General features: G+C 73.5%; 13 protein-coding genes. 5 read left to right on the plus strand and 8 right to left on the minus strand.

All coding sequences use genetic code 11. The features are described 5' to 3' along the window. The 4 genes from hutI to hutU form a co-directional block, all read right to left on the minus strand. Window positions 1-1,173: an imidazolonepropionase gene (gene hutI / locus ACFVWY_RS30990; protein ID WP_389878181.1), complete on the minus strand. Its 1,173-nt coding sequence runs from the start codon at window positions 1,171-1,173 to the stop codon at window positions 1-3. A gap of 32 nt (window positions 1,174-1,205) precedes the next feature. Continuing rightward, the gene (locus ACFVWY_RS30995; RefSeq protein ID WP_389878242.1) at window positions 1,206-2,597 is read right to left on the minus strand and encodes a formimidoylglutamate deiminase; all 1,392 of its coding nucleotides are present in this window, start codon (window positions 2,595-2,597) and stop codon (window positions 1,206-1,208) included. 74 nt (window positions 2,598-2,671) lie between these two features. After that, window positions 2,672-3,991, minus strand: coding sequence for an allantoate amidohydrolase (locus ACFVWY_RS31000; protein ID WP_389878244.1), 1,320 nt, complete (start codon window positions 3,989-3,991; stop codon window positions 2,672-2,674). Window positions 3,992-3,993: 2 nt separating this feature from the next. After that, entirely contained in the window at window positions 3,994-5,655 is a 1,662-nt protein-coding gene (gene hutU, locus ACFVWY_RS31005; protein WP_389878182.1) for a urocanate hydratase, read from the minus strand. 423 nt (window positions 5,656-6,078) lie between these two features. On the opposite strand from hutU, the gene ACFVWY_RS31010 reads away from it, so the two are divergent. Beyond that, a complete protein-coding gene (locus ACFVWY_RS31010; protein WP_389878245.1) occupies window positions 6,079-6,474 on the plus strand; it encodes a roadblock/LC7 domain-containing protein in 396 nt (131 codons plus the stop codon). Between the two features lie 89 nt (window positions 6,475-6,563). Here ACFVWY_RS31010 and ACFVWY_RS31015 read toward each other — a convergent pair whose 3' ends face one another. Together ACFVWY_RS31015 and ACFVWY_RS31020 are read right to left on the minus strand one after the other, a co-directional pair. Next, entirely contained in the window at window positions 6,564-7,175 is a 612-nt protein-coding gene (locus ACFVWY_RS31015) for a hypothetical protein (RefSeq protein ID WP_389878184.1), read from the minus strand. Window positions 7,176-7,237: 62 nt separating this feature from the next. Continuing rightward, window positions 7,238-8,083: a MurR/RpiR family transcriptional regulator gene (locus ACFVWY_RS31020; RefSeq protein WP_389878185.1), complete on the minus strand. Its 846-nt coding sequence runs from the start codon at window positions 8,081-8,083 to the stop codon at window positions 7,238-7,240. Window positions 8,084-8,429: 346 nt separating this feature from the next. Here ACFVWY_RS31020 and ACFVWY_RS31025 point away from each other — a divergent pair, with 346 nt between their 5' ends. Further along, window positions 8,430-8,840 (plus strand): hypothetical protein, encoded by a 411-nt coding sequence (locus tag ACFVWY_RS31025; RefSeq protein ID WP_389878186.1) that lies wholly within the window; start codon window positions 8,430-8,432, stop codon window positions 8,838-8,840. Window positions 8,841-9,169: 329 nt separating this feature from the next. Here ACFVWY_RS31025 and ACFVWY_RS31030 read toward each other — a convergent pair whose 3' ends face one another. After that, the gene (locus tag ACFVWY_RS31030; RefSeq protein WP_389878187.1) at window positions 9,170-10,576 is read right to left on the minus strand and encodes a cystathionine beta-synthase; all 1,407 of its coding nucleotides are present in this window, start codon (window positions 10,574-10,576) and stop codon (window positions 9,170-9,172) included. A 166-nt stretch (window positions 10,577-10,742) separates the two neighbouring features. Between ACFVWY_RS31030 and ACFVWY_RS31035 the strand changes: the two genes are divergently transcribed. From ACFVWY_RS31035 to ACFVWY_RS31045, 3 genes are all read left to right on the plus strand, one after another. Next, entirely contained in the window at window positions 10,743-11,885 is a 1,143-nt protein-coding gene (locus tag ACFVWY_RS31035; RefSeq protein WP_389878247.1) for an SGNH/GDSL hydrolase family protein, read from the plus strand. Window positions 11,886-12,038: 153 nt separating this feature from the next. Next, window positions 12,039-13,259, plus strand: coding sequence for an acetyl-CoA C-acetyltransferase (locus ACFVWY_RS31040; RefSeq protein ID WP_389878188.1), 1,221 nt, complete (start codon window positions 12,039-12,041; stop codon window positions 13,257-13,259). 268 nt (window positions 13,260-13,527) lie between these two features. Beyond that, window positions 13,528-14,388 carry a hypothetical protein gene (locus tag ACFVWY_RS31045; protein ID WP_389878189.1) on the plus strand — a complete coding sequence of 287 codons (861 nt, stop codon included), beginning with the start codon at window positions 13,528-13,530 and terminating at the stop codon, window positions 14,386-14,388. Between the two features lie 29 nt (window positions 14,389-14,417). Here the strand turns inward: ACFVWY_RS31045 and ACFVWY_RS31050 are convergent, their stop codons facing one another. Beyond that, on the minus strand, window positions 14,418-14,735 hold the full coding sequence (locus tag ACFVWY_RS31050; protein ID WP_389878190.1) for a hypothetical protein: 318 nt from the start codon (window positions 14,733-14,735) through the stop codon (window positions 14,418-14,420). Window positions 14,736-14,740 lie beyond the last annotated feature (5 nt).

A 14,740-nucleotide genomic window follows, 5' to 3' on the forward strand; every position in this document is an offset into this window, starting at 1 on the left:
TCAGACGACGCGTCGGCCGTGCCGCCAGACCGCGTGGACCAGCGGCACGCCCGGCCGGTAGGCCAGGTGGACGTGGCTGGGCGCGTCCAGGAGCACCAGATCGGCGCGGGCCCCGGGGGCGATGCGGCCGATGTCCGTACGGCGCAGGGCCGCGGCGCCGCCCGCGGTGGCGGACCAGAGGGCCTCGTCCGGCGTCATGCCCATGTCGCGTACGGCGAGTGCGATGCAGAAGGGCACGGAGGAGGTGAACGACGAGCCCGGGTTGCAGTCCGTGGAGAGGGCGACGGTGGCGCCCGCGTCGAGCAGGCGGCGGGCGTCCGGCCAGGCGGCGCGGGTGGAGAACTCGGCGCCGGGGAGCAGGGTGGCGACGGTGGTGCCCTGGGCCAGGGCATCGACGTCGGCGTCGGTGAGGTGGGTGCAGTGGTCGGCGGAAGCGGCGCCGAGTTCCACCGCGAGCTGGACGCCGGGACCGTGGCCGAGCTGGTTGGCGTGGACGCGGGGGTGCAGGCCCTTCGCCAGGCCCGCGGTGAGGATCGCGCGGGCCTGGTCGCCGTCGAAGGCGCCCCGCTCGCAGAAGACGTCGATCCAGCGGGCGTACGGGGCGCAGGCGTCGAGCATCCTCCCGGTGACCAGGCCGACGTATCCGGCCGGGTCGTCGGCGTGGTCCGGGGGGACGATGTGGGCGCCGAGGTAGGTGACCTCCTCGGTGTGCCGGGCGGCGATGCGCAGCGCACGGGCCTCGTCCTCGACGGTGAGTCCGTAGCCGGACTTGGTCTCGAGGGTGGTGGTGCCCTGGCGCAGCGCCTCGGCGAGGTAGCGGGTGACGTTGGCGTCGAGTTCCTCGTCGGTGGCGGCGCGGGTGGCGGCGACCGTGGTCCTGATGCCACCGGCGCTGTAGGCGCGGCCGGACATCCGGGCGTTGAACTCCTCGGTGCGGTCGCCCGCGAACACCAGGTGGGAGTGGGAGTCGACGAAGCCGGGGATCATCGCCCGGCCGCCCGCGTCGACGGCGTTGTCCGTGGCGGGTGCTCTGCTTGATTCACCGGTCCAGACGACCCGGTCGCCCTCGATGACGACGGCCGCGTCCCTGATCGGTCCCAGGGGGGAGTCCGCGCCGCGGGAGGGGTCGTTGGTGATCAGGGTGGTGATGTGGGTGATGGCGGTCGTCGTCATCGGGGGGCTGTTCTCCTCGCGGGGGTCCGGCGTCAGCGGTGGAGTGCGGCGATGGCCGAGGCCAGTGCCGCGGGTACGTCCTCGACAAGCACGTGCCGCCCGTCGCGGACGATGTGGCGGCCCGCCACGACCGTGTGCCGCACATCGGCCGCGGAGGCGGCGAATACGGCCGCTTCGGCGGCGAGCCGGGGCGCCGGTCCCGCGGTTCTGACCGAGTCCAGGGCGACGGTCGCCAGGTCGGCGGGCGCCCCGGGTTCGATGACGCCCGCCCCGGCGCGGCCGAGCGCCGCGTGGCCGTCGGCGGTCGCGGCGCGCAGCAGGGCGGCGGCGGTCCAGTGGCCGCGGGTCCGGGTGCGCAGCCGTTCGTTCAGCTCCATCGCCCGCGCCTCCTCGAAGAGGTCGATCACGGCGTGGCTGTCGCTGCCGAGGGAGAGCGGCGATCCGGCCCGCTGGAGGGCGGCGGCGGGGCCGATCCCGTCGGCGAGGTCGCGTTCCGTGGTGGGGCACATGCAGGTACCCGTCGTGGTGGAGCCGATGAGGGCGATGTCCTCGGCGGTGAGGTGGGTGTTGTGGACGCCGGTGGTGCGCGGGCCGAGAACCCCGTGGTCGGCGAGGAGCCGGGCGGGGGTGCGGCCGTGGGCGGCGAGGCAGGCGTCGTTCTCCGCGGTCTGCTCGGAGAGGTGGACGTGGAGGGGGGCCTGCCGTTCCTCCGCCCAGGCGGCCACGGTCGCGAGCTGGTCGGCGGGCACCGCGCGCACGGAGTGGACGGCCGCACCGATCAGGGCGTGGCCACCGCCCTTGAGGAGGGAGGCGCGTTCGGCCCAGGCCTCGGCGGTGGTGTCGGAGAAGCGGAGCTGGTGCGGGTCGGGCTCGCGGTACTGGGCGGGACGGTCGCCGAAGCCCGCGGAGAGGTAGGCGGTGTCCAGCAGGGTGATCCGGATGCCCGCCTCGGCCGCCGCCGCGATCAGCGCCTCGCCCATGGCGTTCGGGTTGTCGTAGGGGGTACCGCCGGGTGCGTGGTGCAGATAGTGGAATTCGCCGACGCCGGTGATGCCCGCCAGCGCCATCTCCGCGTACACGGCGCGGGCGAGGTCGTAGTAGGAGTCGGGGGTGAGCCGGGAGGCGACCTGGTACATCGTCTCGCGCCAGGTCCAGAAGGTGCCGGAGCCGACCTGGACGGTGGAGCGCAGGGCTCGGTGGAAGGCGTGCGAGTGGGTGTTGGCGAGCCCGGGGAGGGTGAGCCCGCGCAGCACGGTGGCGCCGGGCGGCGGGGTGGGGACACCGGTGCGGACGCCTGCGATCAGCCCGTCGGAGACGTCCAGGGCGACGCCCGGCTCGACGTGGGTGCCGAGCCAGGCGTGGGAGAGCCAGTACGTCACGGGGGCGGGACGGCCGGCCGCCTCGGCCCGCGCCGCGGGCCGCACCGCCGCCGGTCCGGACGCGGCCGGCGGGGCGGCCGGCCCGGCTGTCGCTGTCCCGGCCGCGGCCGGTGGGGTTGTCAGCTGCACGCGAGACCTTCCAGTACGTCGGCGAGTGCGGCGACCCCGGCCGCGCAGTCGTCTTCGGCGGCGTGTTCGGCGGGCGAGTGCGAGATCCCGGTGGGGTTCCGCACGAACAGCATGGCGGTGGGGACCGACGCGGACAAAATACCCGCGTCGTGTCCGGCGCCGGTGCCCAGGACGGGGACCGGGCGGCCGTCCGCGTCGCCGCCGCGCCCCTTGAGGATCCGGCCGAGTTCGTCGCGCAGGGCGTGTTCGAACTCGACGACGGGCGTGAAGGACTCGCGTACGACGTCGAGGTCGATCCCGGCCCGCCCGGCGTGCTCCCGCGCGGCCCGTTCGACGCCGGTGACGACGGCGTCCAGCGCGGCCTGGTCGGCGGCCCGGGAGTCGAGCCAGCCGCGTACCAGGGACGGGATGGCGTTGACGCCGTTGGGCTCCACGGCGACCTTGCCGAAGGTGGCGACGGCTCCGGCGAGCTCCGCCTCGCGGCGGGCGGCCAGCACGGTCTCGGCGTACGTGAGCATCGGGTCGCGCCGGTCGGCGAGGCGGGTGGTGCCCGCGTGGTTGGCCTCGCCCCGGAAGTCGAACCGCCAGCGGCCGTGCGGCCAGATCGCGGAGGCGATGCCGACCGGGTCGCCGGTGAGGCCGAGGGCGCGCCCCTGCTCCACGTGGAGTTCGACGAACGCGCCGATGCGGGCGAGCCGTTCGGGGTCCGGGCCGATGGCCTCGGGGTCGTATCCGGCCGCCTCCATGGCCTGCGGCAGGGTGATGCCGTCGCCGTCGCGGAGCAGGTGCGCCGCCTCCGCGGTCAGTTGCCCGGCGGCGAGCCGGGAACCGACGCAGGCGAGCCCGAAGCGGGCCCCCTCCTCGTCGCCGAAGTTGCTGATGGCCAGCGGCCGGACGAACTCCGCTCCCCTGCGGCGGAGTTCGTCGAGCGCGGCGAAGGAGGAGACCACGCCGAGCGGCCCGTCGAAGGCGCCGCCGTCCGGTACGGAGTCCAGGTGCGACCCGGTGACGACGGCGTCCCCGGCGAGGGGGTCGCCGAGCCAGGCCCACTGGTTGCCGTTCCGGTCCACCTCGTAGGTGAGCCCACGGGTCTCGGCCTGGGCGCGGAACCAGGCGCGGCAGTCGGCGTCGGCGCCGTTCCAGGCGTAACGGCGGTAGCCGCCGCTGTCCTCGTTCCGGCCGACCGGCAGCAGCTCCCGCCACATCTCCTGGAACGACGGCGGCGGACCGGCCCCGGGCCGGGGAGCCGTGTCGGCCTCAGGCCGGGGGCCCCGCTCCGCCCCGGCCTCCCTGCCGTCCCCGGAAGGCAGGCTCACTGGCCGTCCTCCTTCATCGGCACCCGTACGCCCTTGTCGGCGGCGACCGTCTCCGCGCTGTCGTACCCGGCGTCGACGTGCCGGATGACGCCCATGCCCGGGTCGTTGGTGAGCACCCGGCGGATCTTCTCGCCCGCGAGCTTCGTGCCGTCGGCGACGGTCACCTGCCCGGCGTGGATGGAGCGCCCCATGCCGACGCCGCCGCCGTGGTGGAGGGAGACCCAGGAGGCCCCGGAGGCCACGTTGACCATGGCGTTGAGCAGCGGCCAGTCGGCGATCGCGTCGGAACCGTCGAGCATGGCCTCGGTCTCCCTGTACGGGGAGGCCACGGAGCCGCAGTCCAGGTGGTCGCGCCCGATGGCCAGCGGCGCGGCCAGCTCGCCGCTCGCCACCATGTCGTTGAAGCGCTCACCGGCCCGGTCGCGCTCCCCGTAGCCGAGCCAGCAGATCCGGGCGGGCAGGCCCTGGAAGCGGACCCGCTCACCGGCCATGCCGATCCAGCGGTGCAGCGACTCGTTCTCCGGGAAGAGGTCGAGGATCGCCCGGTCGGTCTTCGCGATGTCCGACGCCTCGCCGGACAGGGCGGCCCAGCGGAAGGGGCCCTTGCCCTCGCAGAACAGCGGCCGGATGTAGGCGGGCACGAAGCCGGGGAAGGCGAACGCCCGCTCGTACCCGGCGAGCTGGGCCTCGCCGCGGATGGAGTTGCCGTAGTCGAAGACCTCGGCCCCGGCGTCCATGAAGCCGACCATCGCCTCGACGTGCCGCGCCATCGACTCGCGGGCGCGGGTGGTGAAGCCCGCCGGGTCCTTGGCCGCGTACGTCGCCATCTCGTCGAAGTCGACGCCGAGCGGGAGGTACGCCAGCGGGTCGTGCGCGCTGGTCTGGTCGGTGACGATGTCGATGGGGGCGCCCTCGGCGAGCATCCGGGGCAGCAGCTCCGCCGCGTTGCCCAGCAGGCCGATGGAGAGCGGGCGGCGGGCGTCCCGGGCCTCGGTGGCGAGCTGGAGCGCGTGCTCCAGGGAGTCGGCGCGCACGTCCAGGTAGCGGTGCTCGATCCGGCGCTCGATGGCGCGCGGGTCGCAGTCGATACAGATCGCGACGCCGTCGTTCATGGTCACCGCGAGCGGCTGGGCCCCGCCCATGCCACCGAGCCCGGCGGTCAGGGTGATCGTGCCCGCCAGCGTCCCGCCGAACTTCTTCGCGGCGACGGCGGAGAAGGTCTCGTACGTGCCCTGGAGAATGCCCTGGGTGCCGATGTAGATCCAGGAACCGGCGGTCATCTGGCCGTACATGGTGAGCCCGAGCGCTTCCAGGCGGCGGAACTCCTCCCAGTTCGCCCAGTCGCCGACCAGGTTGGAGTTGGCGATCAGGACGCGCGGCGCCCACTCGTGGGTCTGCATGACGCCGACCGGGCGGCCGGACTGGACGAGCATCGTCTCGTCCTGCTTGAGCGTCCGCAGCGTGCGCACCATCGCGTCGAAGGAGCGCCAGTCGCGGGCCGCCTTCCCGGTGCCGCCGTAGACGACGAGCTGGTCGGGGTGCTCGGCGACCTCGGGGTCCAGGTTGTTCTGGAGCATGCGCAGGGCGGCCTCCTGCTGCCACCCCAGGGCGCTCAGTTCCGTACCGCGCGGTGCCCGTACGGGGCGGGGTCCTGACATGGCGATGCCTCCTCGCGACTGTAAACTCTCCATTCACATCCTGGGGGCCTGAATAGTTGTAGTCAACAGTCGCGCGCCGTCACACACGGGCGGCGCACACTTCCGCCCCGCGCACGGATCGCCCCGCAGCCCCCACCGCGCGCCCTCCACGCACACCTGTGCCCCGGTGCATGTGCCGGTGGAATTTGCCCGGATCCTCACCCGGAGGATGCACGATGCGTAGCCTCATGGTCACACCGAATCCCGGTCCGGGGCGGGTGTCCGCCTGTCTCGGGTGCCCTTCGCGGACCGGTTCGAACCCCATGGGAGGCTCCTGTGATCCGAGCACTCAGACTGCGCGCCGGGACGAAGCAGCCACCGGCGCCCGAGTCCGGGCCGCGTGACGTGCTGGCCGAACTCCGCCGATTACGTACCGGATTACCGCTGGTGTCCGGTTCTCTGGTCGCCGGTACCGATGGTCTCGTACTGGCCCATGACGCCCCCGAGATAGAGCCCGACACCGTCGCCGCGCTGACCGCGAGCGCCCTCGGCGTCGCGGTCCGGATGACGGAAGCGGCCGACCGGGGCGGCTTCGGCGAGTTCCTCGTGCGCGGCGAGTCCGGCTGTCTGGCGGCGTACGCGGCGGGCGACTCGGCCGTGCTCACCCTGTTCGCGGAGGACCGGATCGACATCGACCGCCTCCGCGCCGAGGGCCGCCGCGCGGCTGCCCGGATCGGCGCGCTGATCGACGCCCCGGCGCACCACGTCGCCTACCCGCCGCCCACCACACCTTCGGCGCCCTCCCCCCGCCATCTGCCCCCGCAGCCGCCCCGGCCGTAACGGCGTACGGCCGACCGGGCCGCAGCGGATCCCCGCGTGCGCGCCGCGCCCCACCGGGCGCGGCGCCCCGGACCGTGGCGGTACGGCCGTCAGAACATGAGCCCGACCAGGCCGTTGCCGCCCGCGGCGCAGCCGAACCGGCCCGCGCAGCAGCGCGACCAGCCCGCGTGCCCGTCCCCCGCGAGGGCGAGGTCTCGCCACGGCTCACCGGCGGGGACGTTCTCCCCGCCCAGGCAGAGCGAGAGCCGCGGCACGGCCGCCCACCCCCGCGCCTCCGGTGGCCGGACCGGCTCCGGGAGCACGGCGAGGATCTCCTCGCAGGGGTGTCCGAACAGGTCGACGCCGTCCCACACCACCCCCGTGCCCTCCGCGCCGGGCGCCTGCCGTGTCCGGGTGATCCTGATCCGTGCGAGCCGGTCCGCGGCGTCCGGGCCCCCGCCGTCCAGGGTCACCTGCACCCCGTCGAACTCGGCGACGACGTTCCAGCCCGGCTGGTGGAGATAGCCGGAGAACCAGGCGTCATGGGCATGGCGCAGTTCGGCGTACTCCGGGAGCGTCAGCGCGCTGCACTGCAACCCCCAGTACGTCCGGGCCGCGGCGGCCTCCAGCAGGGTCCGGGCCTCCTCGGGCCCCGCTCCGAACCGGAGCGTTCCCACCCCGCCCGGCAGCTCCGCACCGATCCCCGGCAGCAGTTCCAGCATGACCCGATTCTCCCGGCCCGTCGCAGGCCCCTGCACCCGGGGGCACCGCCGGTCCCGGCGGCCTACTCGACGAACAGTCCCCGCGCCGCCGCTCGGGCGTCGAACTCCTCCAGCCGGGCCTGTGCGCCGGGCAGGGCGTCGCACATCGCCTCCAGCAGGACCCGCCCCAGCAGCATGGGGGCGCACGCGGTGTCGAAGGCGAGCCCGGTGCCGACGGCGGCGGGGATCAGCAGATCGCTGTGCCCGGCGACGGGCGCGAAAGCGGAGTCCGCGACCGAGACGACAGTCAGCCCCTGCTCACGGGCGTACGCGAGGGCGTCCACGACCTCCTTCGGGTGCCGGGGCAGCGCGAAGCAGATCAGGGCGGTGGCACCCGCGCGCCGGGCCGCGTCGATCCGGTCCTGGAGCATGCTGCCGCCCTCGTCGAGCACCCGGACGTCGGGGTGGACCTTGGCCGCGAAGTACCCGAAGCCGCGCGCCTGCGAGGAGGCGGCCCGCAGCCCGAGCACCGGCAGCGGGCGCGAGGCCGCCAGCAGCCTGCCCGCGTGCTCGATGGGCCCCGGGTCGGCGAGCAGTTCGGCCAGGTGCCGGAGGTTCTCCATCTCTCCGAGCACCGCCTGCTGGTACTCGTTGGGCGCGTCGTCCCCCTCGCCCGGCCCGGCTCCGGCGGGGGCGAGCTCCCGCAGGTGCTTGCGGAGCGCCGGGTAGCCGTCGAAGCCGAGCGCCACGGCGAACCGGGTGACGGACGGCTGGCTGACCCCGGCGAGCTCGGCCAGCTCCACGCTGGACAGGAACGGCACGTCCCCCGCCCTGCGCACCATCGAGTGCGCGATACGGCGCTGGGTGGGGGTGAGCCGGTGCCCCTCGAAGAGCCGCTGCAACCGCGCGGCCGGGCCGCTCCCGCTCATGCTGTCCCCTCGGTCGATCCGGCGCACCATGATCCGGATGATCCGGCGCCGACACATCCATTCAGTCAGGATGGCATCTGCATGTCCATATGCAGCCGGGGTGCCGGAGCCCAGCGGGCCGACCGCCGCTCAGGAACCGCCCTCCAGCACCTCGACCACCTCGACGGCCGAGGGCCAGGAACGCCACCGCCGTGTGAAGGCCCGCGGCGCGGGGCCGCCCGGGGGTCTTCTCCGTCCGGGCCGTGGCCGTCTCCCCGGCCGCCTCTTTCCCGTGAGGCATTCCCCCCGGGAAAGAGGGGGGACAGCCCCACTGCGCGCGGGGCCGTCGGCTCCTAGCGTGAGGGGCATGACATCCGGAGACCCCGAGCTCAGGAGCGAGCTCGACGCCGCCCTGCAAGCCCGTAAAGAGCTGGGGCCGGAGTACGAGCCCGCGCTCGTGGAGTCCTTCCTGGAGAAGGTCGACCAGCGGATGGACCGGACGCTCGACCGCCGCGTACGGCGCCATCTCGCCGAGCAGCGGGTGGGCGTCGCCCGCCAGGAACGCCATCCGCGCCCCCTGACGGGATTCGGCGAACGGTACGGCTTCGGGATCGTCTCGCTGGTCCTGGCCGTCCCGCTGTCGGCCATCGGCGCCTCGACCGCCCGCACCGGGGGCCTGATCGTCGCCTGGCTCGGGATCTTCGCGGTCAACGCGGTGCACGCGCTCCGCAGCCACCCGGGCCCCGCGCGCCGCGCGGACTCCGGCTGGGAGGACTGAGCACCGGGGCCACGGACCGGGAGCCGGGCCCAAGGACCACGGCCGCGGGCCCGGGACCGGGGAACCGACGCGGGGACCGCCGCACCCCCGGGAAGCCCAGGGGGCGGGACGACGGCGGTCCCCGCAACGCACGCGGCCCGGCCAGGGCCGGTACCGCGTCCTGGCGACGGTGGAGGTCCGGGAGCCGCTCCGTAGTCCGTGTCGCCGTTCCGGGTGCCGGCGGGCTTCCCCGCCAGCACCCGCCAATCTGCCTGACCCGTGTTAAGCCGGTGCTGCGCGCACGTGTCGCGCGCGTACCGATTTCGCGAAGGAGGGCCCTGGGGGTCCTCTCACGCCTTGCCGGTCGTCGCTTCCTTCGCGAGGAAGGCCAGCAGGTCCTGGCGGCTGACCACGCCCTTCGGCTTGCCCTCCACCAGCACGATCGCCGCGTCCGCCGCGTCCGCGCCACCGAGCGCCGCCATCAGGTCCTCGACCGGTTCGCCGGAGCCGACCTGCGGCAGCGGCGGCGACATGTGCTTCTCCAGCGGGTCGGAGAGCGCGGCGCGCTGGGCGAACAGCGCGTTCAGCAGTTCCCGCTCCACCACCGAACCGACGACCTCCGCGGCCATCACGTCCGGGTGTCCGGCCCCCGGCTTCACGATCGGCATCTGGGAGACGCCGTACTCGCGCAGCACGTCGATCGCCTCGCCGACGGTCTCCTCGGGGTGCATGTGGACGAGCGTGGGAATCGGGCCCTCCTTGTGGTCGAGCACGTCCCCGACCCGGGCCGACGGACCGGAGTCCTCCAGGAACCCGTAGTCCGCCATCCATTCGTCGTTGAAAATCTTGCTGAGGTACCCGCGACCGCTGTCCGGCAGCAGGACGACGACCACGTCGTCCGGGCCGAGCCGCTTGGCGACCTCCAGCGCGCCGACCACCGCCATCCCGCAGGAGCCCCCGACCAGCAGGCCCTCCTCCTTGGCGAGGCGGCGGGTCATCTGGAAGGAGTCCTTGTCGGACACGGCGACGATCTCGTCCGTCACCGTACGGTCGTAGGCGCTCGGCCAGAAGTCCTCGCCGACGCCCTCGACGAGGTACGGCCGCCCGGAGCCGCCGGAGTAGACCGAGCCCTCCGGGTCCGCGCCGACCACCTTCACCGCACCGTCGCTGACCTCCTTCAGGTAGCGGCCGGTCCCGCTGATCGTGCCGCCGGTACCGACGCCCGCGACGAAGTGGGTGATCTTCCCCTCCGTCTGCTCCCACAGCTCGGGACCGGTGGTCTCGTAGTGGGAACGCGGGTTGTTGGGGTTGGAGTACTGGTCAGGCTTCCAGGCTCCGGGCGTCTCGCGGACCAGCCGGTCGGAGACGTTGTAGTAGGAGTCGGGGTGCTCGGGGTCGACGGCCGTCGGGCAGACGACGACCTCGGCGCCGTAGGCGCGCAGCACGTTGATCTTGTCCGTGGACACCTTGTCCGGGCAGACGAAGATGCACTTGTAGCCCTTCTGCTGGGCGACGATCGCCAGGCCGACGCCAGTGTTGCCACTGGTCGGCTCGACGATGGTGCCGCCCGGCTTCAGCTCGCCGCTCTGCTCGGCGGCCTCGATCATGCGCAGGGCGATCCGGTCCTTGACCGAGCCTCCAGGGTTGAAGTACTCGACCTTGGCCAGGACTGTCGCCTGGATACCGGCCGTGACACTGCGCAGCCGCACCAGCGGGGTGTTGCCGACGAGACTGATCATCGAATCGTGGAATTGCACCGTCTACTCCGGGGTCTCCGTAATGGTCCGGCAAGCGTATGCGTACGGGCGGGAGATCGGGCGAAGCGATCGGGCGGGCGATTGAGGAACGGTCCGCGCGGGGCAGTTAGCTGTATGTACGGGGTACGGCGACGAGGAGGTGGACCGGACTGTGTCAAGAGCGCGAGTGGCACGGCGGATCGCGGCGGGCGCGGCCTACGGCGGAGGCAGCATCGGACTGCTCGGCGCCGCGGCCGTCGGCGTACTGCTGGCGGAGGTCCACCTGGCGAAGCGGCAGGTGGGCGGCGGGATCGCACCGGTCCCGCCGAGCGCGGACGGGCGGTACGGGGTGGCGTTCGCCGGGCCCGCGGAGCCCCTGCGGCTGGGGTTGCTGGGTGACTCGACGGCGGTCGGGCAGGGGGTGCGCCGGGCCGGGCAGACCCCGGGTGCGCTGCTCGCCTCGGGGCTCGCGGCGGTGTCCGAGCGGCCGGTGGACCTGCGCAACGTGGGTCAGCCGGGGGCCCGGTCGGACGATCTGGAACGGCAGGTCTCGCTGCTTCTCTCCGAGGCCGCCGGGGTTCCGGATGTCTGCGTGATCATGATCGGCGCGAACGACGTGACGCACCGCATCCCCGCCACCCAGTCGGTGCGCTGCCTGACCACCGCCGTGCGCAGGCTGCGGACGGCGGGGGCGGAGGTGGTCGTCGGCACCTGCCCCGACCTGGGCACGATCGAGCCGGTCTACCAGCCGCTGCGCTGGCTGGCCCGGCGGGCGAGCCGGCAACTGGCCGCGGCGCAGACGATCGGCTCGGTGGAGCAGGGCGGACGCACGGTGTCGCTGGGCGATCTGCTCGGGCCGGAGTTCGAGGCCAATCCGCGGGAGCTGTTCGGCCCGGACAACTACCACCCGTCGGCGGAGGGGTACGCCACGGCGGCGATGGCCCTGCTGCCGACGCTCTGCGCGGTGCTGGGCCTGTGGCCGGAGTCCGACCGGCTGGACGGCGCACGGCGCGAGGACATGCTGCCGGTGGCCAAGGCCGCTTCCCAGGCGGCCCGGGAGGCCGGCACGGAGGTCACGGGGGCGCGGGCGCCCTGGGCGTTGCTCAAGCACCGCAGGCGGCGGCGTCTGCCCGCCACCACGGAGCCCGCCCCGCACCCGCACCCGCATCCCGGCCCGGCGCCGGAGGCGGGGGCGGGCGCGCCCCCGATGCCGGACAGCGGGACGCGGAGGGAGCGGCCCGGGGAGACCGATGGCGGGATGCGGAGGAAGCGGCCGGGGGAGACCGATGACGGGACGCACGGGGACACGCGCAACCTCCCGGCCGGATGATCGACTGAGCGAGCGCTTAGAAAAGAGGTCGGCGTCACACGCGCTCCCCGGTGACCCGCGCGGTACGTACGGGTAACTTCCCTTTCAGTACCTGCCGCAGCACATCAGCAGCACCTGCCAGAACCCGCCTTCCAGCCCTCATGGAGCCGCGTGATGCCCGAAGCCGTGATCGTCTCTGCCGCCCGTTCCCCGATCGGCCGGGCCTTCAAGGGCTCGCTGAAGGATCTGCGTGCGGACGACCTGACCGCCACGATCATCCAGGCCGCGCTGGCCAAGGTCCCCGGGCTGGACCCGAGGGACATCGACGACCTGATGCTCGGCTGCGGCCTTCCCGGCGGCGAGCAGGGCAACAACCTGGGCCGCATCATCGCGGTGCGGATGGGGATGGACCACCTCCCCGGCTGCACGATCACCCGCTACTGCTCGTCCTCGCTCCAGACCAGCCGGATGGCACTGCACGCCATCAAGGCCGGTGAGGGCGACGTCTTCCTCTCGGCCGGGGTCGAGATGGTGTCCCGCTTCACCAAGGGCAACTCCGACAGCCTGCCGGACACGCACAACCCGCTGTTCGCCGACGCCGAGGCCCGCACCGCGGCCCGCGCGGAGCAGGGCGGCGAGGGCTGGCACGACCCGCGCGAGGAAGGCCTGGTGCCGGACGCGTACATCGCGATGGGGCAGACCGCGGAGAACCTGGCCCGGCTCAAGGGCGTCACCCGCCAGGACATGGACGAGTTCGGCGTCCGCTCGCAGAACCTCGCCGAGGAGGCCCTGAAGAAGGGCTTCTGGGAGCGCGAGATCACCCCGGTGACCACTCCGGACGGGACGGTCGTCTCGAAGGACGACGGTCCGCGCGCGGGCGTCACGATGGAGGGCGTGCAGGGCCTGAAGCCGGTGTTCCGCCCGGACGGCCTGATCACCGCGGGCAACTGCTGCCCGCTCAACGACGGCGCCGCCGCGCTCGTGATCATGTCCGACACCAAGGCCCGTGAGCTGGGCCTGACCCCGCTGGCCCGGATCGTCTCGACCGGCGTCAGCGGCCTCTCCCCCGAGATCATGGGCTACGGGCCGGTCGAGGCCAGCAAGCAGGCGCTGAAGCGGGCCGGGCTGACCATCGACGACATCGACCTGGCCGAGATCAACGAGGCGTTCGCCGCCCAGGTGATCCCCTCCTACCGCGACCTCGGCCTGCCGCTGGAGAAGGTCAACGTCAACGGCGGCGCCATCGCCGTCGGCCACCCCTTCGGCATGACCGGCGCCCGGATCACCACCACGCTGATCAACAGCCTCCAGTTCCACGACAAGCAGTTCGGCCTGGAGACCATGTGCGTGGGCGGCGGCCAGGGCATGGCGATGGTCATCGAGCGGCTCAGCTGATCCCGTCCCGGCCGGTGCGCTGACCGAATCCCGTCCGGTCCGGACCGATCCAGCCGAGTTCCGAACGTGACCGAATCTCCCCCAGGATGTGACCTTCCTCCTGGGGGAGTGGCATATGCCCAGGTCACAGGTAGAACAGGGTTAAACCCCAGGCCGAAAGACCTGTCCAATTCGTGACGTAATGCACTGACAGGGGGCGCGGCCAGGGCACAAGCTGGGGTAGGAACGTCGGGGATCGATTGAAACCGGGAGTATGTCAGTGAGCGCCATGTCTCTTGCCCTGTTGCTGACCACCGCCGCCGCCACGGCCGTGGGCGCCGCCGCTCTGCATGCCGCTCACGGACTGCGGAGGCAGGTGAAGTCCCTCCGTGCGGAACTGGCCGAGGAGGCGCGTACGCACGGTGCCACCGTGCCCGCGCAGAACCGCGGCTGTCACGCCACTCCCGTCGCCGAGATACGTGCGGCCGTCGCCGAGGCGCTGGCCGAGGAGCGGGAGCGCGAGCTGGCCGAGGCCCGTGCCTTCTGGGCCACCCAGGAGGCACGCGACGCCACCGACGCCCCCTCCCTCCTGGGCGGGCTGGCCGGAGCGGGCGAGGACGCCGCGTTCTTCCTGCCCCGCCAGGCCGACCTCGTGGGCTTCGACCCGCTCGACGCCGACACCGCCGAGGCCCTCGACGAGCTGGCGGAGCTGGCCGAGGTGTCGGACTTCTCCGAGCTGTCCGAGCTGCCCGGTGCGGCGGAGGTCGCCGAGGACTCCCCGGAGCTGGCCGCCGCCCGCCGCCGCCACCCCTCGCACCCCGACTTCGTACCGGTGCGGACCCCGGTCGTCACGGACCACGAGCGCACCGTGCGCCGGCTGGAGGAGCTGGCCGAGAACCGTACGGAACTCGCCGATGTGCGCCCCGGCCCGCTCGGCACGCTCGATGTCTACGTCTTCGCCGACGGCACCACGCTCTGTATGACCCCCGGTCACCGCGAGACGGCCGAGCGGCTGGCCGACTCGCTGCGCGCCGGTGAGCACCCGGTGCTGCTGGGCGGCTCCGGCGTCTCCGGCGCGTACGCCCTGACGTTCTCCTGCGGCACGGAGAACGTCTACATCCTCGCCGACCGGGTCATCGCCTCGTTCTGACGGAGCGCCCCCACGCTCCTTTCCCGCCGCTACGCGAACGCGCGCGCGGCGGCCTCGTTCACCCAGTGCACGGCCTCGTCAAGCTCCGCCGACGGGGCCGTTTCCAGTGCCAGGGCCAGATCCCGCCCGGCCACGGCGAGCTGGTCGCCGACCGTGAAGAGCCCGGCGTCCGGCAGCACGTACGGCTCCCGGTCCGGCGCCTCGATCCGCTGGGCGCGCCGCGCCAGCTCCCGGGCCGCGGCCAGGCCCTCGGCGGCGGCGCCGCGCTGCAAGCGGCTCTGCGGGGCGGAACGCAGCCGGTCGGCGAACCGGTCGACGGCGATGATCAGCGGGGTCGTATCGAGCACCCGGC

The sequence above is a fragment of the Streptomyces sp. NPDC058195 genome, assembly GCF_042883525.1.
Lineage (GTDB): Bacteria > Actinomycetota > Actinomycetes > Streptomycetales > Streptomycetaceae > Streptomyces.

Excerpts from the sequence above, each read along its gene's own strand:
- hutI (WP_389878181.1), bottom strand. The coding sequence starts at position 1,173 with ATGACGACGACCGCCATCACCCACATCACCACCCTGATCACCAACGAC.
- hutU (WP_389878182.1), bottom strand. The coding sequence starts at position 5,655 with ATGTCAGGACCCCGCCCCGTACGGGCACCGCGCGGTACGGAACTGAGC.
- ACFVWY_RS31015 (WP_389878184.1), bottom strand. The coding sequence starts at position 7,175 with ATGCTGGAACTGCTGCCGGGGATCGGTGCGGAGCTGCCGGGCGGGGTG.
- ACFVWY_RS31020 (WP_389878185.1), bottom strand. The coding sequence starts at position 8,083 with ATGAGCGGGAGCGGCCCGGCCGCGCGGTTGCAGCGGCTCTTCGAGGGG.
- ACFVWY_RS31025 (WP_389878186.1), top strand. The coding sequence starts at position 8,430 with ATGACATCCGGAGACCCCGAGCTCAGGAGCGAGCTCGACGCCGCCCTG.
- ACFVWY_RS31040 (WP_389878188.1), top strand. The coding sequence starts at position 12,039 with ATGCCCGAAGCCGTGATCGTCTCTGCCGCCCGTTCCCCGATCGGCCGG.
- ACFVWY_RS31045 (WP_389878189.1), top strand. The coding sequence starts at position 13,528 with ATGTCTCTTGCCCTGTTGCTGACCACCGCCGCCGCCACGGCCGTGGGC.